This is a genomic window from Pelosinus propionicus DSM 13327 (assembly GCF_900114615.1).
Classification (GTDB): domain Bacteria; phylum Bacillota; class Negativicutes; order DSM-13327; family DSM-13327; genus Pelosinus; species Pelosinus propionicus.
Genome location: NZ_FOTS01000021.1, coordinates 36,638 through 60,250 on the forward strand (window position 1 = coordinate 36,638; position 23,613 = coordinate 60,250).

17 protein-coding genes and 1 tRNA gene are annotated in these 23,613 nt (G+C 39.0%); 6 read left to right on the top strand and 12 right to left on the bottom strand.

Translation table 11 applies throughout. The annotated features are described in order from the left end of the window. Nucleotides 1–78: 78 nt before the first annotated feature. The gene (locus BMZ99_RS12695; RefSeq protein ID WP_090937694.1) at nucleotides 79–1,137 is read left to right on the top strand and encodes an HD-GYP domain-containing protein; all 1,059 of its coding nucleotides are present in this window, start codon (nucleotides 79–81) and stop codon (nucleotides 1,135–1,137) included. A 75-nt stretch (nucleotides 1,138–1,212) separates the two neighbouring features. Here the strand turns inward: BMZ99_RS12695 and BMZ99_RS12700 are convergent, their stop codons facing one another. From BMZ99_RS12700 to BMZ99_RS12715, 4 genes are all read right to left on the bottom strand, one after another. Beyond that, nucleotides 1,213–1,890: a hypothetical protein gene (locus tag BMZ99_RS12700; protein ID WP_090937699.1), complete on the bottom strand. Its 678-nt coding sequence runs from the start codon at nucleotides 1,888–1,890 to the stop codon at nucleotides 1,213–1,215. A gap of 244 nt (nucleotides 1,891–2,134) precedes the next feature. Further along, a complete protein-coding gene (locus BMZ99_RS12705; RefSeq protein WP_090937703.1) occupies nucleotides 2,135–3,937 on the bottom strand; it encodes a carbon starvation CstA family protein in 1,803 nt (600 codons plus the stop codon). Between the two features lie 185 nt (nucleotides 3,938–4,122). After that, nucleotides 4,123–5,385 (bottom strand): NAD(P)/FAD-dependent oxidoreductase, encoded by a 1,263-nt coding sequence (locus tag BMZ99_RS12710; RefSeq protein ID WP_090937706.1) that lies wholly within the window; start codon nucleotides 5,383–5,385, stop codon nucleotides 4,123–4,125. A 346-nt stretch (nucleotides 5,386–5,731) separates the two neighbouring features. Next, on the bottom strand, nucleotides 5,732–7,120 hold the full coding sequence (locus BMZ99_RS12715) for an NAD(P)/FAD-dependent oxidoreductase (RefSeq protein WP_090937708.1): 1,389 nt from the start codon (nucleotides 7,118–7,120) through the stop codon (nucleotides 5,732–5,734). A 387-nt stretch (nucleotides 7,121–7,507) separates the two neighbouring features. On the opposite strand from BMZ99_RS12715, the gene BMZ99_RS12720 reads away from it, so the two are divergent. From BMZ99_RS12720 to BMZ99_RS12735, 4 genes are all read left to right on the top strand, one after another. Next, a complete protein-coding gene (locus tag BMZ99_RS12720; RefSeq protein WP_090937711.1) occupies nucleotides 7,508–8,938 on the top strand; it encodes an ammonium transporter in 1,431 nt (476 codons plus the stop codon). A gap of 22 nt (nucleotides 8,939–8,960) precedes the next feature. Continuing rightward, a complete protein-coding gene (locus BMZ99_RS12725) occupies nucleotides 8,961–9,332 on the top strand; it encodes a P-II family nitrogen regulator (protein ID WP_090937715.1) in 372 nt (123 codons plus the stop codon). 336 nt (nucleotides 9,333–9,668) lie between these two features. Next, nucleotides 9,669–10,040: a P-II family nitrogen regulator gene (locus BMZ99_RS12730; protein ID WP_090937718.1), complete on the top strand. Its 372-nt coding sequence runs from the start codon at nucleotides 9,669–9,671 to the stop codon at nucleotides 10,038–10,040. A 96-nt stretch (nucleotides 10,041–10,136) separates the two neighbouring features. Then, nucleotides 10,137–10,391, top strand: a complete 255-nt coding sequence (locus tag BMZ99_RS12735; protein ID WP_090937722.1) for a hypothetical protein — start codon at nucleotides 10,137–10,139, stop codon at nucleotides 10,389–10,391. 97 nt (nucleotides 10,392–10,488) lie between these two features. On the opposite strand, the gene BMZ99_RS12740 is transcribed toward BMZ99_RS12735, so the two are convergent. From BMZ99_RS12740 to BMZ99_RS12760, 5 genes are all read right to left on the bottom strand, one after another. Next, nucleotides 10,489–13,053 carry a hybrid sensor histidine kinase/response regulator gene (locus BMZ99_RS12740; RefSeq protein ID WP_090937725.1) on the bottom strand — a complete coding sequence of 855 codons (2,565 nt, stop codon included), beginning with the start codon at nucleotides 13,051–13,053 and terminating at the stop codon, nucleotides 10,489–10,491. A gap of 185 nt (nucleotides 13,054–13,238) precedes the next feature. After that, nucleotides 13,239–13,847, bottom strand: coding sequence for a response regulator transcription factor (locus BMZ99_RS12745; RefSeq protein ID WP_090937728.1), 609 nt, complete (start codon nucleotides 13,845–13,847; stop codon nucleotides 13,239–13,241). A 100-nt stretch (nucleotides 13,848–13,947) separates the two neighbouring features. Next, nucleotides 13,948–14,397: a hypothetical protein gene (locus tag BMZ99_RS12750; RefSeq protein ID WP_090937730.1), complete on the bottom strand. Its 450-nt coding sequence runs from the start codon at nucleotides 14,395–14,397 to the stop codon at nucleotides 13,948–13,950. 111 nt (nucleotides 14,398–14,508) lie between these two features. Further along, a complete protein-coding gene (locus BMZ99_RS12755) occupies nucleotides 14,509–16,488 on the bottom strand; it encodes a DNA topoisomerase 3 (RefSeq protein ID WP_090937733.1) in 1,980 nt (659 codons plus the stop codon). Between the two features lie 197 nt (nucleotides 16,489–16,685). After that, nucleotides 16,686–18,653, bottom strand: coding sequence for a methyl-accepting chemotaxis protein (locus BMZ99_RS12760; RefSeq protein ID WP_090937736.1), 1,968 nt, complete (start codon nucleotides 18,651–18,653; stop codon nucleotides 16,686–16,688). Nucleotides 18,654–18,887: 234 nt separating this feature from the next. Here BMZ99_RS12760 and BMZ99_RS12765 point away from each other — a divergent pair. Next, nucleotides 18,888–18,963, top strand: a tRNA-Gln gene (locus tag BMZ99_RS12765). A 136-nt stretch (nucleotides 18,964–19,099) separates the two neighbouring features. On the opposite strand, the gene BMZ99_RS12770 is transcribed toward BMZ99_RS12765, so the two are convergent. The 3 genes from BMZ99_RS12770 to BMZ99_RS12780 all read right to left on the bottom strand — a co-directional run bounded on the left by BMZ99_RS12770 (nucleotide 19,100) and on the right by BMZ99_RS12780 (nucleotide 23,583). Then, nucleotides 19,100–21,475: a sensor domain-containing protein gene (locus BMZ99_RS12770; RefSeq protein WP_175490544.1), complete on the bottom strand. Its 2,376-nt coding sequence runs from the start codon at nucleotides 21,473–21,475 to the stop codon at nucleotides 19,100–19,102. Between the two features lie 245 nt (nucleotides 21,476–21,720). Further along, nucleotides 21,721–22,101 (bottom strand): hypothetical protein, encoded by a 381-nt coding sequence (locus BMZ99_RS27020; RefSeq protein WP_245754952.1) that lies wholly within the window; start codon nucleotides 22,099–22,101, stop codon nucleotides 21,721–21,723. Nucleotides 22,102–22,428: 327 nt separating this feature from the next. Further along, nucleotides 22,429–23,583 (bottom strand): PP2C family protein-serine/threonine phosphatase, encoded by a 1,155-nt coding sequence (locus BMZ99_RS12780; RefSeq protein ID WP_090937739.1) that lies wholly within the window; start codon nucleotides 23,581–23,583, stop codon nucleotides 22,429–22,431. Between the last annotated feature and the right edge of the window lie 30 nt (nucleotides 23,584–23,613).

The following is a 23,613-nucleotide window of genomic DNA, read 5'->3' on the forward strand; positions in this document are numbered from 1 at the left end:
TATTAGCACTTATTTTTTGTCTATGATTCGAGTTTAATACTATAGAAATTAAAGGAGTTGGTTCTTATCGCTACTAAAATGGTCGCCGTTAAAAATCTGAGTCCAGGTTTGATACTCAGTGATGCTGTCATCACTCCCGCTGGAAAAACACTGCTAAATGCAGGGGGCGTTTTAAGTCAGAGGGCCATCTCGCTTCTTAGTATGTGGGATGTCAATTATGTCTACATAAATTCGGAGGATGACCACGAGCCATCTGAAAGCCAAGCTATACTGCCGCCTCCATCCTCCTCTTTTGATATATCTGCGGAATGCATGCAGTTTTTTCAAGAATATGATTCAATTCTAACCTCTACTGACAACTCCTTCGAATTTGTGCGCAACCAAAATAAGGTTCCTGTTCTGGCTCTGAAAAGCACTTCTTTTGCAATCTATTCTTCAATACTGACAACAGGTCCTGCCCTTATGGACTACCTGTTGATTAGCGATTACCAACTAGCCAGCAATATTGCACGGCACACTGCTATGGTAGCTTATATCTGCGGATTAATCGGCAGACAGCTGCATTATAATGAAACGGAACTTAAAGCACTCACCTTAGCGGGACTGCTTCATGATATAGGAAAAATGGTTATTAGTCAGGAAAACAGCTCCACTTCCGAAAAGGATCATGTTATCAATGGAGCCCGGCTGATCAAGAATGTTAAAGGTATTTCCGACGAAGTAACCTTAAGCGTTTTACAACATCATGAGTATTTGGATGGTACTGGTTTTCCCATGGGTATCACTGGTTCAAAAATTCACCCCTATGCTAAGATTATTGCCATTGCTGATATATTTCAATACCATTCCTATATAGGAGACTACTGCAATCCTTTCAATGCACTGAATGTAATAACAAAAGATATGTTTGGCAAACTTGACCCTACTATCTGTCAAATGTTTACGAAACAGGTTCGTGATTCTTTACTAAATAGTAATGTCATATTAAGTGATGGACAAGAAGCAACGATTATTTTCTTTTCCCCAAACTCCAATGATCCGATTGTTAAAACTCTCGATCAAAAGTTGATTGATTTGTCTACCGATAAAACACGAACCATTAGTCGAATGTGTACTCCTGATTATCCCTTGTCCTAATAAAAACAGGCTTTGTTTCTACAAAGCCTGTTTTTATTAGGACATTTTTGATTTTTACTTTTATGTACCCCTCTATTAGGGCAGCACATTCTTAATCCTGTCTTTAATTTCATCTGGTAAATCCACAGCCGTTGTAAAGTTGACAAATCCCTTTTCTGGTACAGCCTCTTTAATGATCATTGCATCCAAAGGTTTATAACCAAATACATCAAGCGTTCCTATGTTAGAGTTATATAATGCCTGATGGAAATCAATAGTTACCTCATTCCCCACAACTTTAACCCCCAAACCATAACCAGGATTAACATGACCTACGAATTTTGTAACCATAGCTAAACTGACTTTAGAAAAAATCCAAGAAACAATTGGCTTATCGGGTAATTTCTTATCTACAATTTTTAATTTCATAAACGAGCTCTCTCTATTATGTTCAAACTGCTTGATATCGCATATAAAAACCATACGCCCAGCCTTTTTCGTTAAGGCACTAATTTTTAGCTTATGACCCTCTAAAGATGTGATGGACAATTCTTTTATTTCTTCACTATCTTCTATTGTTGAAGCTAAATACTCATTCATCACATCATCAGGAACGGCTACTTTCCCTTGTTCTAAATTCCGGAACGTCTGTAAATCCCAAGTTTCTTTCAACACCGCAATAACATGAGATACATTCGGTATCGTCTCTTCAATACTCCATCCCTTAGCAGCATCCATTACGTGATCTGAAATAATAGCTGGCATATCAATCATTTTATCGATTCCCCCTTAGACCTACCATCCTTTGCCCAACTTATTATATATAAATCACATCGGCTATGCAATATGCGAAAACCAAATCAAATTGAACCGCAGAGATGCAGTGAGCATATAGAAAAGATGAAAAGGATAAAAAAATAAGCTCCGAACCTGAAGTGCACCCCCAAAGTTAATTCAGTATATCATACTGTCTAACTTTGGGGGTGCACTTCAACCAGCGGAGCCTATTTTTTTATCTCTAATGAATTATGGATTTAGGTGCAGGTGCTTCACTATAATCAGGTGGAACCGTTCGTGATAGATGCACCCAACGAATAATAGAATCAACAAGAACAACGATTACCAGTACAAACATCACACCACTCACACCAGCTAGCAGATAATTTTTGGCTGGTAAATAGGTATTGAAAATATTCATATAATCTGCGGTGAATGTCACGGTTGCTAAAAACATCATAGGCATAATAGTGATCCAGGCATAACGCCCCCGCCCCATACGAAAGAGCATGGTAGTACCGATTGCTAACGTCAAGGTGCCTAATAGCTGATTGGAAACACCAAATAAAGGCCAAATCGTAGAAATATTCCCCTGGAGTACCAGGTAACCCCAAGCAAAGCAAATTAAAGCACTTGTAAAGATGATTCCAGGCCACCAGTGTGTATCTTTAAGTGGTTTATAGATTACACCACCCATTTCTTGCAATAGATAACGGCCAACACGAGTACCAGCATCAATTAACGTTAAAATGAACAGAGCCTCAAACATGATACAAAAATGATACCAAAAGGACATAAGGGATTCCATTCCTGGTATTTTCGAAAATATATGAGCCATACCAACCGCCAAAGAAACGGCACCACCTGGACGGCCTGTTATATTCTCACCAACCATTTCTGACAAATGGGGCAATTGGTCTACAACTAATCCTAACTTTGCAAATGCTGCTGGAGTAGAATTGATAGCGAAATAATCAGCGGGATTCAAGCTAGTAGCAGCAATCAATGCCATTAAAGCAACAAAACTTTCAACTAACATAGCACCGTAGCCGATAGGAAGAATCTCTCTTTCATTCATGATCATTTTGGGCGTCGTACCTGTACTAATTAAAGAATGAAAACCAGATAACGCACCACAGGCTATCGTAATAAAGACAAAAGGCCACGCCGGACCGCCGATAACAGGTCCACCGCCACTAACAAATTGACTGAATGCAGGCATTTGAATTTCAGGTCTAACTACAATAATGCCAATTGTCAAAGCGGCAATCGTACCAATTTTCATATAAGTACTTAAGTAATCTCGTGGTGCCAGCAGCAGCCACACTGGCAGGGCCGCAGCAAAAAAGCCGTAAAAGGCTAGCATAATTGATAATTGTCTCACATCAAATGTAAAGTATGGCGCCAATGAAGAATGTTGAATCCATGGGCCAACAAATACAGCAGCTAAAACCAATAGCACACCTATAATAGAAGCCTCCTGGATCTTCCCAGGGCGCAGCCAGCGCAGATAAATACCAATAAAAATAGCAATAGGAATGGTCGCAGCAACCGTGAATGTACCCCAAGGACTATTGTATAAAGCATTTGCTACTACTACAGCCATACCAGCCAGAGTAATCACCAGCAAAAATAAAACCGCAATCGAAGTACAAAAACCAGATATATTACTAACTTCTTTTTTCGCTATTTGTGCCACTGATAAGCCATTGTGACGAACGGATGCGAACAAGATAACCATATCATGGACAGCACCAGCAAAGACAGCACCAATTAATAACCATAGCGTTCCTGGGAGATAACCAAACTGGGCAGCAATAACCGGACCTACCAGCGGACCTGCACCAGCTATCGCTGCAAAATGATGGCCAAAGGTGACCCATTTGTTTGTAGGAACATAATCCCTGCCATCGTCCATACTCACTGCAGGTGTCACCCTCTCTTCATTCAGCGTAAGTACTTTGGCGGCAATAAAGGAGCCATAAATACGATACGCAAGAGTTAACCAAAGCGCGGCAATAATAACAAGATAAATACCGTTCACAATAAACCTCCTCCTATTTTTTTGAATACTCTTTAAGATTTCACTTATACCATACCCCAAGTACAACTATTGGGAAACCAAAAATGGCTCAATGGAATAAATTAGTCGATAATCAGAAGGGAACTAGGGTTCATTGGAAATAAAAAAACTAGCAGCAAACAGTTGCCCTGCTTGCTGCTAGTTTTCTATTGACGTTGCCTTGTAATGATACGTACGACTCTTTCATATACAAGATAATCCCACATCCATTTTACAAATACAACAGCCCGATTACGGAAATCAATCAACCGCAAAATATGCACGAAAGACCAGATCGCCCAAGCGATAAATCCATGAGTTTTAAAGCTTCCCATGTGCACAACCGCCGCATTTCGTCCAATAGTTGCCATATTTCCTACATCTTTGTATGTGAATTTTTTAAGTTCCTTGCCCCGTATTAAGCTGCGTATATTCTTTGCAGCAACTTCAGCCTGTTGTATCGCTACAGGCGCGACCATAGGCAAAGGTCTTTCTCCTTGCATAAATTGAGCGGAATCACCAATCACAAAGACTTCAGGGCGGGTAGGCAACTGCAAAAATTCATTTACAACCGCCCGTCGCATACTGGCTTGTTCAACCTTTAGTGTATCGATCAACGTATTGGCTTTTACCCCTGCTGCCCAAACTACAGTATAGGTAGGAATAACTTCCCCGCCTTTCAGGCTCATTTTTTCCCCATTATAGTCTGTAACCTGCACACACAAACGTACCTCTACATGTTTGCGGATTAGAGTTTCTACAGTAGCATCACGCAGTTCTTTTGGCATAGCTGCGAATAATTTGTCTGAAGCCTCGACTAACATGATACGTACTTCTTTAAAATTCAGGGTATGGTATTCTTTTACCATGACATGATAAATTAATTCTGATAAAGCACCTGCGGATTCCACCCCTGTAGGGCCACCACCTACAATTACAAAGGTTAACAAAGCACGACGCTTATCAGCATCTTTCTCATGAGCCGCCAACTCAAACATGCGAAGTACATGATTACGAATCATAACGGATTCATCCAAGGTTTTCATGCCAAAGCCATTTTTCTCCATGGACTCCATACCAAAATAATTTGTTGAGCCGCCTGCCGCGACCACCAAATAATCATAACCAATTTCACCTGTATTCATGGTAACTACTTTATTATCAAAATCCACATCTGATACTTCTGCTAAACGAAAATCTACATTTTTTTGATCTCTAAATATAGCGCGAACAGGATACGCGATATCATCTACCGACAATCCAGCTGTTGCTACTTGATATAGCAACGGTTGAAATAAATGATAATTATACTTATCAATAAGGGTAATCTTCACTTCATGCTTTGCTAATGCACGAGCTGTACGAATTCCGCCAAAACCAGCTCCGATGATTACAATATGAGGTGGTTTTACCGCTGTTTCATTTTGCATTTTTAATGTCCTCCGTCTCTTCCTTCTCTTCTCTATAACAATAACATATTCATAAATAAGATTCACTCTCACTGACAGGCTGTCTAATCTATTTTTTATCCTTAAATCTCGATTTTTCGCTCTTTTTCTCTCTTTTTCTCCATAACAAAAGGCTATCTATCTTATAGCTTTTTTCAATGAATTCTGTCTATTTTTTCACGTAACATTCCAGGCCATAGATCTCGATTGTGAATATAATCAACAACATAGCATTCTTCTTCGTAAGATAAAGGTATTAAACAGTAAAACAGCAATGAAAGCGAAGCCGATAATGACTTCTTCGCGTTCATTGCTGATTGCAAACGATCTATTTATTTTGCATTCTCTGGTGAATTACTCTAGCAACATGTATTCCGCTAGCACTAGCTTGAGACAAACCACGTGTGATGCCAGCTCCATCTCCAATACCAAACATATTCGGAATTTCAGTCTCTAACAGCTCTGTCAGCTTTAAGCGAGAGCTATAAAACTTTACTTCTACACCATATAACAAGGTATCATCATTGGCCATCCCAGGCGCAATCTTATCTAAAGCATAAATCATCTCAATCAAATTATCTAAATGACGCTTTGGCAAAACCAAACTCAAATCTCCTGGAGTCGCAGCAAGGGTTGGTTTAGTAAAGCTTTGATTTAATCGATGATCATTGGTTCTACGTCCTTTTATCAAATCACCAAACCGCTGTACCAGAACTCCGCCACCTAACATATTGGAAAAAGAAGCAATTCGCTTGCCATATTGCTGGGGTTCATTGAAAGGCTCTGTGAAACGATTACTGACTAATAAGGCAAAGTTCGTATTTTTACTATGAAGTTTTTCATCACGATAACTATGACCATTCACCGTAATAATACCATCTGTATTTTCTGCTACCACATATCCTTTGGGATTCATACAAAAAGTACGAACCAAATCACCATATTGCTTCGTGCGATACACCAATTTAGCTTCATATACTTCATCTGTAATATGTTGAAACACCTCTGCTGGAATTTCAACTCGCACACCAACATCCACTTGATTACTAGAAATCGTCAGTCCCATCTTTAGGCACTTTTCCGAAAACCATTCTGAGCCAGCACGGCCAGGAGCTGCAATTAAATAGTCGCAGTAAATCTCCTCCAAGCTATTTTTCAGCTTTACACTAAAGCCAGTTTCTTGCTTCTGAAAGTCTTCTACGTGTTTATTAAACATGATGGTCATTTTATCTTTTAAGAATTCATAAATGCATTTTAAAATATGCAAATTATTTTCCGTACCCAAATGACGAACCTTTGCCTGCAGCAGGTGTAAATCATGAGCAATTGCACTTTTACGAATACTACTGTTCTTGGTTGTGAAAAATTCCTTAGGTGCTCCATATTTTATATTAATCGAATCTACATAATCAATTAACTCTTCTACTTGTGCATCTGTAAGATACTCATTTAACCAGCCACCAAACTCACTGGTAAAATTATACTTACCATCTGAGAAGGCTCCTGCCCCACCAAAGCCACGCATAATGCTACATGGTTTACAGTTTATACAATGCTTTACTTTCTTTTCTGCTATAGGACATGTCCTATGATATATATCATGACCTTCTTCAATCATCGCTAAGGAAATAGCCGGATTGTTGGACACTAGTTCATAGGCGGCAAAAATCGCCGAAGGGCCTCCACCAATAATCACTACATCATATTTGCTTTGCATTATCTTGCTCCTTCTCATCCATAATTTACGTTAGAAAAAATGTTCGCATCCTTTAAATAACATTAAAAATAGACTTGTATTTTACTCTTACAAATCCAGAAATCATTATATCCTATTTTTATCGAATTTTATATAGAAAAATCTGATTTTTGTTCGGATTTTTATTTTTACCTTTCTTTATTGACATGGCTATGAAACACTGATATAATTCATTTATAAATTTTATACGAAATAGGCAATGATGCCTTCGCAATGTACTTGCGGAGGTTTTTTCTGTCTATTAGGGACAATGGCGTCCTGAAGGTCTCACTACCTTTAGGCGCTTTTTTAATTCCCTGAAAAGTATAAAATACTTATTTTACGATCTAAAACATGGGGGGTTTTAAAATGAAAAAGCTTTTGACTATTATGAGCACTTCTGTCCTTATGATGCTGCTTAGTCTCGGAACAGCTTTCGCCGAAGGCGCAGAAGCCGCCGCCGAAGTTGCTGCCATCGACACAGGTGATACCACTTTTATTTTATTAAGCGCTGCACTGGTAATGCTTATGACACCTGGCTTAGCCTTATTCTATGGAGGTATGGTAAGAACTAAAAATGTATTGAGCACTCTTATGCAAAGTTTTTTTATCATCGGACTTATTACTGTACAATGGGTACTCTGGGGCTATTCCCTTTCCTTCGGACCTGATATCAATCATTTTATCGGCAGCTTGGCATGGTTCGGTTTAAATGATGTAGGCCAATTGCCAAACCCAGATTATGCTGCAACAATACCACATCTACTTTTTATGGTATTTCAATGTATGTTTGCCATTATCACAGCAGCACTGATCACTGGTTCTTTTGCTGAACGTATGAGATTCTCTGCTTTTGCTGTATTTATTGTAATTTGGGCAACCGTTGTATATGATCCTCTTGCACACTGGGTATGGGGTGTAGGCGGCTGGATGCGAGAAATGGGTATTTTAGATTTCGCCGGTGGAACAGTTGTTCATATCTCCTCAGGTATTTCTGGCTTAATTGTCGCTTTATTTATAGGAAAACGTAAAGGATACGGCACAGAAATTATGCTGCCTCATCATTTGCCTATGACTCTTATTGGTGCCTCACTTCTTTGGTTCGGCTGGTTTGGCTTCAATGCCGGAAGTGCATTGTCAGCTAGTGGCTTGGCCGTCAGTGCTTTTGTAGTTACTCATGTAGCAGCTGCCGCAGCTACACTTGCTTGGGTTCTAACAGAATGGCTCTACCATGGCAAACCCACTATACTAGGTGCAGCAAGTGGCTGTGTAGCTGGTCTTGTAGCAATCACACCTGCTGCAGGTTTTGTCAGTGTAATTCCTGCTATTATAATCGGTTTAGCCGGTGGTGCAATTTGTTTCTTTGCTGTTAGTATTTTAAAAACAAAACTTGGTTATGATGATGCTCTTGATGCTTTTGGCGTTCATGGAATCGGTGGTACTTGGGGTGCAATCGCTACAGGTTTATTCGCTTCTACAGCTGTAAATCCCGCTGGTGCCGATGGATTATTCTTCGGTAATCCTGATCTTGTCTTAACGCAATTGTTTGGAGTTGCAGTAACCTGGGTTTTTGCAGCTGTTATGACCTTTATAATATTAAAAGTAATTAGTGTATTCATGCAGGTACGTTCTGACGAAAGCCATGAAGATATTGGTCTAGACATTGCAGAACATGGCGAACGGGGATATACGTACCAAGATATAACTGCTGGTTCTCCTTTAGCCTTTTCTCATATTGCTAGCCAATCAGAACCAATCAATAGCTCAGTCTTACAACCTTCACATTCTAAATCTCACTAAATCAGAAAGGTGGTAATCCTTCATGAGAAAAATAACCAAAATTGATGTAGTGACTCGCCCAGGTAAATTAGAAGAGTTAAAAGAAGCTTTAGCTGCCATTGGTGTAATGGGTATGACAGTAAGTCAAGTCTTTGGATGCGGCTTACAGAAAGGTCACACTGAAGTATACCGAGGTAAAGAATATAATATTAACCTCCTAGCTGGCATAAAAGTGGAAATCGTAGTATGCGAAGTTCCAGTAGAAACCGTAATCGAAACCATCAAGAAAGTATGTCGCACTGGTAAAATCGGAGATGGCAAAATATTTGTTTATCCCATAGAAAATGCCGTTAGAATCCGTACTGGTGAGGAAGGCGATATCGCTATTATGGATCGCCAAGAAGATAATACCTAATACTATAGCATAACATTCCCTCCTTTTCGATAATCCTCCTTTTGAACCTGACAGTTCTTCTGTCAGGTTCTTTCTTGTATTGCTGCCCCTTGTTTAACGATTTGCATTATTTTCATCTTTATGTAAACAATAGAATATGTTATTTATATAGAGTCTTACCTAACTGTCCCTTTCTTTATGCATTTACATCAAATCTATCTAAAAATATAATGCTTTTGCTCCTCGCACATTATTACAATGCTCAGAAGGAATAAGCTAATAAATAGCTAATTATCAATATAAGCAGCATCTGCACTTCGTTGCTTCTTACATTATGATGAAAGGCGGTAGTACACCATGTCGATCATGACTAAAATCGATATCATCACCCGTCCTGGCAAGCTAGAAGAACTAAAAGAAGCTTTAAATGCAATCGGGGTTACCGGTATGACCGTAAGTCAAGTCTTTGGCTGCGGGCTACAAAAAGGTCATACGGAAATATACCGCGGTAAAGAATATAACATTAATCTTTTAGCAGGGATCAAGATAGAAATTGTTGTATGTGAGGTCCCCGTAGATAAAGTAGTTGCAACCGCAAGGACAATCTGCTCTACGGGAAAAATCGGCGATGGTAAGATTTTTATTTATCCTATCGAAAATGCAGTGCGAATTCGGACGGGAGAAGAAGGCCCTGCCGCTATACTTGATCCAAAAGATATTCTGAAATAAAATCCCACGCCTTGACGCAACAGCAACGGAAAATGTATAATAAATCAACCAAAAATTACATATATTTATATCAATTGATAAAGACAGGGGAATTATATGAATGAAGAAATACTGAACAAAATATTAGTTTCTATGGAGAATATTAATAAGCGCCTTGACAGTTTAGAGGAATTAACTTCAGGAGAATTACAAAAATTACACGCAAACATTGATTTATTATCAGAAGACCAACAAGATGACATTGTCGCCACCTTATATCGGATGGATGCCAAAATTACTGCAATCTTAGAAACCCAGAGGCTTAACTTCGAAATTCTTAAAGTTTTTTCAAGTGATACCGTACATCATTAATATCCTACGGTCCTATAACACAAAGATACTCAAAAGAAACATATAAACTAATAATACCAAAGAATGAAAGAATACACGGCAAAAGCCGTGTATTCTTTCATTCTTTGATATTTGGTAATTCCCGCCATGCCTGCTGTAATCCATCTTCCAGTTGCTTCACAGCTGCTTGCAATTTAACAAAAATCTGCTCAATATCAATTAGCTGACCTGCATCTCCCATATGTTCTAGCTGAGCTGCATATTCTACGACTGTCTGATTTCCAAAATACGTTGCTGCACCTTTTAAGCGATGAGCACTGAGTTTCAAGTGGTCGGCATTTTTTTCATTCACAGCCTGCTCAATATTTCTCATATATTGTGTACCATTATCCAAAAAGCAGCTGATGACTGCCTTAACTGTATCCATATCTCCTTGGCAAATGTTCAAAAGCTGCTCCACGTAGAGATTAGGCGCCACTCTCCCCACTTCTTTGCTCATTTGCCTTTGCTTTTCAGCATTTACATATTGCTTATACAATAGTTTTCTTACAACATTATTTAATACCTCAGAATCCAGGGGTTTGCTAACATACTCATCCATGCCGCAAGACATCAAACGTTCCCGATCTCCCTTCATTGCATAAGCTGTCATCGCCACAATAGGAATACGTCGTTCATCACCCCATTGCTCTTCTAAATCTCGTATTGCAGCTGTTGTTTGTACTCCATCCATCTCAGGCATTTGTATGTCCATAAAAATAATATCAAATTGTTCTTTCTTAAACAATTCTATCGCTTGACGCCCATTAGATGCCAATGTAACATTATGTCCCTGATTGGACAGCATTTTAACAGCTACCTTTTGATTGATAAATTCATCCTCAACTAATAGAACATTCAGCTTCCCAATGCCTATCCTATCTTTGCTGCTTACAGGTTGCTTAAGCTGCTCTAACGCCTGATTGACAGAAGGAATTTCAGAAACTTTGAAAGCAACAGTAAAATAAAAAGAGCTGCCCTTATCCAGGCTACTTTCTACCCAGACTTTACCTCCCATGATTTCTACCAAATGCTTCACAATACTAAGCCCCAAACCCGTCCCACCATACTTTCTCGTGGTGGAAGAATCTACTTGAGTAAATTTATGGAAAATAATGTTAATCTTTTCTGGAGGGATTCCAATTCCAGTATCCCGTACGACAAATAACAAGCTGACCTGATTATCAAGGACTTGCTTAACATTCACTGCAATTGAAACCAAACCGATCTTCGTAAACTTTACGGCATTGTCTGCTAGGTTCATTACAATTTGCTGCAATCGCCGAGGATCACCATACAATCCATCTGGTACATCATGAGCAATATGAATCACACACTGCAATCCCTTTTTCTTTGCCTTCATTCTTAAGATGCGATGAAATTCACTCATTACATCCCGCAGGGAGAAAGAAATATTTTCTAATTCCAGCTTTCCTTCTCTAACTTTTGAAAAATCCAGTAAATCATTTAATAAAACTAACAGCTTTTCTCCTGAAACCTGTACTAATTCCAAGCACTCTCGTTGGTCTGGATGCAACTTTGTTCCTAGCACCAGTTTTGCCATTCCTAAAATACCATTCATTGGCGTACGAAGCTCATGGCTGATAATTGCTAAAAAATCATCCTTTGCTTGATTTGCCTTTTCAGCTTTTTCTTTTGCCTCCCGCAGGGCTTTTTCTAGCTGCATCTTTTGAGTAAAATCTTCTAAAATCAAAAAAGATAATACCATTTCACCAATCACTTTTGTTGTAAGATTCACAGATAAATCTTTTATTTCCCCTGAAGCTAAAGCATGCCTGGCCATAAATTGATATTCCCCAACAATTGCGTACTGGCTGCTATTTTTTTCACCACGATCATCAGGGTATTCAATAAACTGCTGTATCAAGTGGCCGACTAAGGGAGATTCATAAAAATTTTCTGCAGCTGCATTGGCTTCTAGTATATGACCCGTCTTGCTTTCAATAATCATCATCATGGCCTGGTGATGATTAAACATCATATGAGCTAAAGCTTCCGTTTGCAATAGTTTTTCCTCTGACTGCAATAGCTGCTGAAAGCGCTGTTCTGCCAACATACGGCTGGTAACATCGCAAAGCACAATTACTCTGCCAAAATTTTTTCCGCGATGCTGTAAAGGCGTCGAATTAACTTCATAATAAGCCTCATCTTGCTGCAGCATCATCGTGTACTTTTGAAACCGTTCCCCCTGTACAGCTTCTAGGAGCCAAGCTGCTCCAATTCTATCTACAACGGCCCCGACAACATTACTTTTTTTAATGCCTAAGATTTTCTCCAACTGGACATTCATATCCAATATTCGATCTTTGGTATCAAGTACGAGAATACCATCCTCCATATTCTCAACCGCTAAGCTTTTTGCTGCTGGCACAATCTCAAAGAACTTAAAAGCAATAATACCAATTACAATACATAAAAAGGCAATGCTGGCACTTATCATTGCAATATCCAAACCTTCATATAATAAAAAACCGACAATTTGCAGTATAATACCAATAAAAGCTACACTCCAGAAAAGCCATAATCCATATATAAAACGATATCGCCAAGTATAAAAGGACATCGCATATGACATGCCGACTAAAATTAACAATAGAATCAATGACACATTTAAATGTTCCACGAAAATCACCTTCTCAAATACGATTACCACTTATTCATAATATAGATGATTTACTTCTAAACTACATCTGCCAAAAGATATAGTTTTGCAATAACTTCAAAGTTATTATTTCAATCGCTTCCACAAAATAGCAGAACATGAAATAAAATAGGAATATCTTTCTTAGATATTCCACGAATTATTTACTACCTTGCTATAAGTCCCATACTTTTTGCTTTTGCTACCGCCTTAATCCGATTATTTACTGCCAATTTGCCAAAAATGTGGTGCACATGAGTTTTAACAGTACCAATGGTAATCCCCATAGCCAATGCAATTTCTCCACTGGTAAAGCCAATCCCCAATAAACGCAGAACCTCTCTTTCTCTTTCTGTCAACGGCTCGGTCAACGGTGTTTCTTGAGAGGCTTCTCCTGCAGATTGCCGATATTTATCAAGACCAGCAGCAAGAGCTAATACTAAATCCTCTTGACAGCAAGGCTTAACCAGGAATCGAAATACATTACCCAAATTCACCGCTTGCATGGCAACATCTAAATCTGCAAAGCCAGTGATCATAATCCGAACCATATTGGGTACCATAACACCCACAATTTGCAATAGTTCGGCTCCATTCATATCCGGCATATATTGATCCGATATAATAACAGCAAACGTCTTATCTTTCTTTATAATTTCTAAAGCCTCATTCGCATTTCCTGCAGTAACAACTTCAGCATGCTGTTCTAACATCTTACTGTGCACTAATAGAGCTATACCATCATCATCAACCAATAGTACTCTTTCTTTTCTCATATATGAACCTCCCTATATAACTAGATGTATGAATCCGCTATATAGTAAAAAAGATTTATTTTGGAAATCTATGAATCAAATGACTTATTTTTAACACTTATTATTTAGCCCTTATCTCTTCGAAATCTGCTGCGGTAAGAATAATCGATTGAGGTGCTGGTGCTTTTAAGAGAATCTCCAGCGCATTCTTCTTGTCATCTACGCCTCGTTTGGTAGAGTAACGAGTTACTTTTACAGTCTCGCTATTATTTTGTAGTTCAAGAGCAATCTTTAATCGATAGTTTTTAGGCACATCAAACTCAACACGTTCACCGCTTGAACCAGGCTGTATGAAAAAGCTTTGACCCATACCAGAAATCCGAATACTATCAATTTCTTTCCCTAAAAACGGATACTTCCAGAAATAATCCGGATTCTCAATGGTTATATTTACGGTTACCTTTATGAGGTCACTATTTTGTAAAGGTGCAGCCTGAACAACAGGCAACCATATCCCTAACCCTAAGAAGGATATCATCAGCATAACAGCTTTTTTCTGAAACCACTTCATCTGCTTACCTCCCTATGTCCAATAAGAAAATAATACCATATTAGGTCCAAAAATGGTAGCATTCTTTGAAAATCGTTTGTATTCGACTATTTTTCCTCGAATTGAGTCTTTTTATAGCTGCGGCTGTCCATCTTTGTCGTTACAAGTACCTCGGCAATCTGGGAAACGGGAACATCCCCAAAAAGCCCCATTTTTGCCATTGCGTAATTTCAATACCCCCTGCTTGCATCTTGGACACTTGACTACATTTGCATCTCTATTTTCAATCTGAACTTCTTTAGCCTTTAAGCATAAGCTAGTAATAAATTCAGTCTGCTGCCCAATGAAACTAGTCAGTTCAGCCTTTCCCTCCACCATACGGTTAAAAATAATCTCCCATATGGCTGTAGAATCCGGATACGTTAATTCTTCTGGTAATGCATCAATAAGAAGATAAGCCGACTCCGTAGGATACAAGTATTTTTTCTTTTCTTCTAAAAAAGATCGTACTGTCAGTTCTTTTATAATCGATGCCCGAGTGGCCTCAGTCCCAATTCCAGATACGTCTTTAAGATGCTTTTTTAATTCAGGATTCTTAACATATTTATGTATTTCCTTCATAGCTTGCAGCAGCGTACTAGAGGTAAAACGTACTGGCGGTTTTGTTGTCCTTTTTTCTAATGCGGCACTGATAAACTCAGCCTTATCGCCTTTTTGCATGTTAGGCAGAGTCTTACTATCTTCATCCTCTTCTTCTTTAACTTCACCCCCATAAAGCTCTTTCCAGCCCATTGTCACGATAACCCTGCCATTAGCCACAAAATCTTCCCCTGCATATTCAAGTTCGGCACGAGTCTGATTATACACATGAACAGGATAAAATTGCGCAACATAGGCCTGCGCAATTAAGAAATATAAATTTCTTTCAATCTCTGGAAGCGTGTTGATTTTACAAGGTACTTCCGTAGGAATAATTGCATGGTGGGCCGTTATCTTTTTGTCATTCCAGGCACGGCTTTTAATTTTTGTATCCGCTTTACTTGACCAAATCGCTAACTCTTCCTGCTGGCTATTGCATAAATTCGCTAAAATGACAGTGGCATCTGCTTTTTGAGATTCAGGCAAAAAATCACAATCTGAACGGGGATAAGAAGTAAGTTTCTTTTCATATAAATTCTGAGCTCCCGTCAAAACAGCCTGGGGATCATATCCATACTTTTTTCCAGCCAAAACCTGTAGAGCAGATAAAGAAAAAGGAAGGCGCTGCGGTTCTTTTTTTTCATTAGTATCACAAGATACGATAGAAACGTCTTCTTGTGCTTTTTCCATTTTCTCAATTAATGCTTGTGCAATAACAGGATCAACTAAACGTCCTTCTGAGTCCCTACCCAGCTGTTCTTCCTTTGCTTTCCACGATGCTTTAAATGATCCATTTTCATGTTTTATGTCTGCCTTAATTAAAAAATAATCTGCGGCTTTAAAGTTTTTTATTTCTCTCTCTCGCCTCACTACCAGCGCAAGAGTAGGAGTCTTAACCCGACCGATAGGTAATGTAATATCGTGACCAGCACTTTGGGCAGCTAACGTAAACGCACGGGATAGGTTCATCCCAACAAGCCAATCGGCTCGTGAACGAGCTAAAGCAGATTGATTTAAATTAAAAAAATCCTGATTGCTGCGCAGATTCGTAAGCGCTTTTTTTATACTCTTTTCATCCAATGCATTTAGAAGAATGCGCAGGACTGGTTTTTCATTATGGGTATAACCTAGTACTTCATCAACAAGTAATTGCCCTTCACGATCCGGATCACCTGCATGAATAATTTCTGCTGCTCTATGAATGAGAGCCTTAATAATGTTAAATTGCTTCATGCAAGAATCAGCGACTAACAACTTCCACTCTGTTGGAATAATAGGTAAATCTGCAGCTCGCCACTTTTTATATTTTTCATCATATTCTCCCGGTTCCGCTTGACGAAGAATATGACCAAATACCCAAGTTACAATCCCACCGCCAGTTTCAATATAACCATCTTTGCGCACGAGGGGACCAGGCAGGCATTTTGCAAGTTCTGCTGCCATACTTGGTTTCTCTGCAATAAATAATTTCATGTGAATCTCCCTGCTATCTATTTTAAATCTATAATAAATCTTGCTTTTAGCCAGTTTGGATTAATTTGCCCTGATCCCTTATTTTACACGATTTTTTCCAATTACCGCAATGATTTTCTACTACAAGACGATCTGTATACAACAACGACCCCTCATTCACTTCTGGAATGAGAGGTCATTACCACGATATACATCTTTTATATGGAAAACTTATGAATCGTTCTTTGTAATTCTTCAGCCAAATTTGACAATGCATGACTAGAAGAAGCAATTTCCTGCATAGAGGCGGACTGCTCCTGCGTAGCAGCAGATATACTTTGTGTTTCCCCCGAAGTCGTTTTTGTAACAGTATGAATAACGTCTACCGCAGCAACAATCGTTTTTCTACCTTCATTCATTTGTTGAATGGAAGTTGTAATTTCGTGAGCTCGTCTCGTCACTTTCTCAACTAATGCTTCAATTTGGGCAAAGGATTCTCCTGCCCGATTTACAACCTCTCCACCAATACCAACTTCACGCGTACCGCTATGCATGGCTGCTACTGCTTGATTGGTATCTTCCTGCACTTCTTGAATCATGCCAGCAATCCTTTTAGCTGCATCTTCAGATTGCTCAGCTAATTTTCGCACTTCTTCCGCTACTACAGCAAACCCTTTTCCCTGTTCACCAGCTCTTGCCGCTTCAATTGCAGCATTTAATGCTAATAAATTGGTTTGCCCGGCAATTGTAGAAATAACATCTACAATTTGACCAATTTCTTTTGATCTCTCACCTAACTTAGCTACTACTTGTGCCGATGCTAAAACAGTCTGCTCAATAATATTCATTTGCTGTACAGCACTGCCAATGGCTTTAGTGCCTTCAACAGCAGCACAAGCTGTTTGATCCGAAGTAGTTGTAACAGCAGCAGCATGATCCACCACCCGCAAAATACTACTAGACATATCCCCCACACTAGCAGAGGTCTCTTCTGCAGCCTGCAGCTGTTTCTGAGCTCCGGCAGCAACTTCTGAAATCGACTCAGCTACCTGACTCGAAGCATATGCTGACTGTTCAGCACTGGCTGTAAGCTCCTCTGCTGAAGCAGCAACATGCTCTGCCGTTTGCGAAATATCTTGAATCAGACCTTTTAGGTTCTCTGCCATAGTGGAAAAGGACATTGCTAACTGTCCAATTTCATCACTTGTCCCAAGAGAGATATTGTCTGCTGTAAGATCACCACTGGCTAATAACTGGGCTCTTTTTGTCAAGATCATCACATTATCAGTTATTTTCTTTGCCAAACTCCAGCTCACCGCAACAGACAGGGCAATGCCCAGTAAAGCAATTATAATAAATTGATATCCTAACGACGTCAATTGACCATATATCTCTTTTTCATCAACAGTAATCCCCAGCAGCCATCCTGTAGAAGGAATCTGAGAATAAATCATTACCTTCGTAGTACCGTCCGCATCATAGGTCTCGATTCCATGATCCTTTGACAGCATATCTGTTGCAAACTTCTGAATCGCCGGATTGTCATGAATATTTTTTGAGACCTGAGCGGTATCAGGGTGAGCTAAAATAACTCCCTGCTGGTCAACAATAAAGCCAAACCCCTTCCCTTTAACATTAATTTCGTTAACTGCTTGACTTAACAGACCCAATTCAATATCAATCCCAACAACCCCTCTAGTAGTGCCAGCAGTTCCCTTCAGTGGGACAGCAGCCGAGATCACATATTTTTGAGTCGCTGCATCAATATAAGCATTCGTAAAGATTAATTTATTTTTATTTTTGCTTTCCTGATACCAGCTTCGCTGACGCGGATCGTATCCCGCAGGAAGAGTTGAACCAGAGCCAAGAATCATTTTACCATCTTCTAACCCTACATATAATTCCAATAATGTGGGATCGTTTTTATAATGCTGCAAAAAAGAAATCGGTATATCCTGATCACCTGTTACGGATTGAATCGCCTGGCTAATCACCACTATGGTCTGGGCCTTTGTTAACAGCCAGCCATCTAACTCCTTTGCATGTGTATTCGTAATCGAAAACATTTCATTCGTAATGTTTTGTACTACTTCATGTCTGGCAAAAAAATATCCCATGGCTGTAACGGATAACATCACGGCACTTGTCACAATGACCATTAGCAAAAACTTGATTTTTAATTTCATACGACGTACTTCACTCCTTGTTGAATCTACAAGAGATGCCTTCGCAGTATGCGAAGGCATCTCTTGGTGAACACTCTGAAAACCATGAAATATTCTATCAGTGTTTCACTATTATGTCAATAAAGCTTTTTATGATCCCAGCTACACTACATAATAAAAAAAGAATCGCATTCTACGGTAAAACGATTTGCTATTCTAAAGAAAATAGTATATAATGCATATAGGAAATTTCATTGGGGCGTCGCCAAGCTGGTAAGGCACGGGATTCTGATTCCCGCATCCGCAGGTTCGAGTCCTGCCGCCCTAGCCATGATAGTTCATAAATCAATAATTACATTATGTAATTAACCCTGCATAGATTGCAGGGTTTTATTATTTAAAAAAGTTATTTTGAACCGCTAGTAGTCTTCGCGGTTCATTATTTTTATTATAAAGACATGGTCTACTTACCGACTCGTAAACCATCGTATAAAAGCGTCGCTCGGCAAAGGTTCCGAAAAATAATATCCTTGTATCTCATCACATTCAAGCTTTCGCAGAAAATCTAATTCTTGTTTTGTTTCAACGCCCTCTGCAATGGTTTTTATCTTCAAACTTTTTCCCAAAGCCACTACTGCTTCAATAATTGCTTCATTTACCGAGTCCGTAGACAAACGACGCACAAAAGATTGGTCAATTTTCAATCGATCCAGAGGGAAATAGCGTAAATAACTCAAACTAGAAAACCCAGTTCCAAAATCATCTAGGGATAAATTGATTCCCATCTCTTTAATAAACTCCAGCTGCTTGATAACAAACTCCGGCTGTCGCATGACAACACTCTCTGTTAGTTCCAAATCCAGATATCCTGGCTCAATGCCACTTTCTTTTATAATATTAGAAAGCATCGGCAAAAAACCTTTCTCTTGAAATTGAATGGCAGAAATGTTGACGGAGATAGGAATTGGTGGTAATCCCTTTCGAATCCATTCTTTATGCTGCCGGCACGCTTCTGCCAAAACCCATTCGCCAATGGGAATAATAAGACCTGTCTCTTCTAAAATTGGAATGAAATCTCCTGGCGGTACGATTTCGGAATTAGGGCGTATCCAGCGAATCAATGCCTCCACTCCAATGAGAGTTTCTGTTTTACTGTCCACTTGGGGCTGATAAAATAAAACAAACTCTTCTTTTGCCAGGGCACGCCGCAGATTATTTTCCAGCATAAGACGTTCTGATGCGTATTCATTCATATTGGCTTCAAAGAATTCATAAAAATTACGTCCATTATCCTTCACCTTATGCATGGCTGTATCAGCATTGCGAATTAGCACTTCTGCCGTATCTCCATCATCAGGATATACACTAACGCCAATACTAGCAGTAATAATTAGCTCGAATCCGCCATGCAAGAGAGGTCTTTCCAGAGCACTCATGATTTCATGAATTACTTTTATAATCTCTTCTTTTTGAGAAATCTTAGGGACAATAAAGTTAAAGGTATCACCGCCAAAACGAGCTGTTAAACTTGTTCTCTTAGAGCAGGTCTCCAACCGATCAGCAAGCTCTTTTAAGACTTCATCTCCCACTTTGTGCCCTAAAGAGTCATTGATATTTTTAAATCGATCTAAATTAAGAGAAATAACTCCTACACCGCTACCACTATGGCGAGCCCTTTCAATATCCTTTGCTAGCTGCTTGCCTAACACTTCCCGATTCGCCAGTCCTGTTAGCGCATCATGCCTTGCCAAATAGTGAATCCGCTCTTCGGCTGCCTTTTTCTCACTCATATCGGTAAATCGTGCTAGGTAATTAATCAAATTACCTTCTTCATCTTTAATCTGATCAATTCGCAACCATTTTAAATAAATTACACCATCTTTTCTCTTCTCCCAGATTTCGCCTTCCCAAGAACCTGTTTGAAGAATTGCCGCCCACATGTTTTGGTAAAAGATCTTATCGTGGCAACCAGACTTTAAAAGACTAGGCTCTCTACCAATAACCTCATCAGATGAATAGCCTGTAGCTAAAGAAAAAGCGCGATTTACGGCAACAAAACGATTCTCTTTATCTGTAACTGAAATTGCCTCACCACTACTTTCAAATATTTTAGCCCAAATCGGCATTTGCTTCTCCATTTTCTTACTCTCTGTAACATCAACAACCAAGGCAACTAGCCCTGTTACAATGCCATCACAATTTGTGGTTGGAATTTTATTCGTATAAATCCATCGAATCTCACCACTAGCATGATTGATTTGTTCCAAAATGCCAAGCTTAGGCTGGCCTGACTCAAGAACTGCTAAATCATCCTTATAATACTTCGCAGAGTAGGAGGGAAATAATTCCTGAGATGATTTTCCTACAAACTCCTGCATAGGAATTCCAATATCTTTTTCTACTTGTTTATTAACGCGAATAATTTTATTATCCATATCTTTATACCAAATTTGCACAGGAATCAAATTAAAAAGTGTTTCATACTCTTTCATGTGATGACTTAGCTTTTGATAAGCCTTACAATTACGACATAAAAGGACAGCCAATTGAGCTGCCATCGTAATCAGCATTTTCGCAGTATCTGTAGTACTGCCAATCACAATTTTGCCTCTTCTTGCATCCCCCAAAAAAATAATGTCTTCTATGTAATCACAAAATGTGTCCATCTGTAAACTTCCAATATGCTCATCACTAGAAAGCTTGTACTTTTCTCCAAATCCCAAAGCACCAGACTCAGCAAGGAGGTCTCCCATATGATCCCAGATCATAACAGGATATCCACTTATATCATAAATTAAAGTAACAATCTCCTGAGCAATGGATGTGCCCGACTCTAATTCCAAAACACTCTTACCTCCGCTCTTAGATCTCTGCATTTCCATAGGAGCACCTGCAGCCCTATTCTAATCTAATGTTAGTCTATACTTCGACAAGATGCCACATAATTCCTATAAGAGAACGTACGATTTCTAGACTTTTATCTCTGATTACTAATTCTCCATGGATTATACTTGCAAAATCCCCTCAATAGAAAATCTACTTAATGATGTACAAGCTTCAGTAATGTTTGGTACAATAGAATAAGATATCAATGAGAAAGGAGCTCTTTTACCATGCAAACTCCAACCCCACCAACGAAACCAATTCCTCCTACACCGCCTGCTATGAATCCAAAATCCTCTGAAAATAATGCAAATCCCCCCTCCTCTAATTCTGTTAATATTGATAAATCAGCAGCTGCAAAGATACCGACAGAAGGTAAAACGAATATTCCTCCTCCTGCATCTACAAAGCAGACAGCCTCTCCCTCCTCTATCGATAACAACTCTGCTCCTGCACAGCCATCTTCAGGAACGTACCAAGAAACCTCCTCCCAAGCCACTCCGGCCTCCACAGTATCCACCGCGAAGAATAACTCCTCTCCTTTGGGTTTCGGATTCTTCTTTTCTCTTGTAATACTTATTGCCATTTCTCTTGCCTGCTTTCGCCTATGGAAGAGCAATCAAAATAAACGGCGAACCATTCTTAATTATTCTGCTGACAGCCAACAGGATCTTCTGAATCTAATGAATTCCTCAGCAGCTCCTTCTTCTTCTCCTTCTCCTCAGAAAATTGCACAGAAAAAGAACAAATCATCCTCTAAAATAAAAGGAAACTTTGAAGTACGAGTTTAATATTTTCCAAGTTTAATAGTCATGACATGAAGAATGAAAGAGACACTAAGGAACATGATGACTCCCTGGCGTCTCTTTCATTCTTCGCACCTAGCAATTCGGTGCTTCTCTTTATTTATGAATTAGACCGAAGAAGCATTCCTTATAGCAGGATGTATGTTATGATCTGACTCCATGTTAATCGTAATCCCCATTGCCGAAACATCATCTCTAACTTTACCTGCCTCACATAGGGCCTTCCACGATTCAATACTACCATTGGCATCTGTAGACAGTACAACGGGCCTTTCTAATACATCAGCGATACCATCTGAGAAAAAGATCACTTCATCCCCATTCTGAAACGGAAAGCTATGCTGCTGAAATTCTGCGTTGTCATATAAACCAATCGGACTTCCCGGTGTGGTAATGAATTGCCATTTTCCATTTGAATGATATAAAAAGTGATGAATTCCTCCTGAGGCATAGGTTATCATTTTGGTTGTAAAGTTTAACTCAAAACAAATAATCGTAGCATAAAAATCTTCGTAGCAATAGGGCATAATCGCCTGATTTAACCATTCGATCTTTTCTTTTGGTGAATTACACTGTCCAAATCCCTGTTCAATTAAAGATTTAAGAGCAGAAGTAATTAATGCCGTTGCCACTCCATGCCCACTAATATCTAAAATATATCCTACTACATTCTGCTTTTGCTCATCCCATTTATAATCATACAAATCACCACTTACAACATGTAAAGGCCGGTATAAGGTCTTGATCGTAAACATGCTGCCAGCAATATTATTCGGTAAAAAACGCCGTTGCACTAAACTTGCCACATATAAATCCTTACGCAATCTTTCCTGGTAAAATTGTTTTACTTTTAGCTCTTCTTGCACCTGCTTATATAAGGAATAACTGTGAATTGCGTTTCTCACTTTTAAAACTAAAGTATCTTCCAATATGGAATCCTCAAGTGTTTTATGAAAATAATCATATGCTCCCAGTTTTAGTGCCTGCATCACATACTCATTTTGGCTTAAAGCAGACTGAACAATAATTGGAATATGCCGATATCCTTCATGTTGTTTCATTTCCGCTAAAACAGCAAAACCATCCTTATTGGGCATAACTAAATCCAGCAGTACTAAATCAATATCAAATTGTTCTAAAAGTGCAATCACTTGAAAACCATCTGCTGCTTCATGGATAGTGACTTCCTTCATATCTTTGAGAAAAGACTTTAAAATTTTACGATTTACACTAAAATCATCAGCTACTATAATATGGTTCATCAGCGTCTCTTATCCCTCCTACAAGATAGA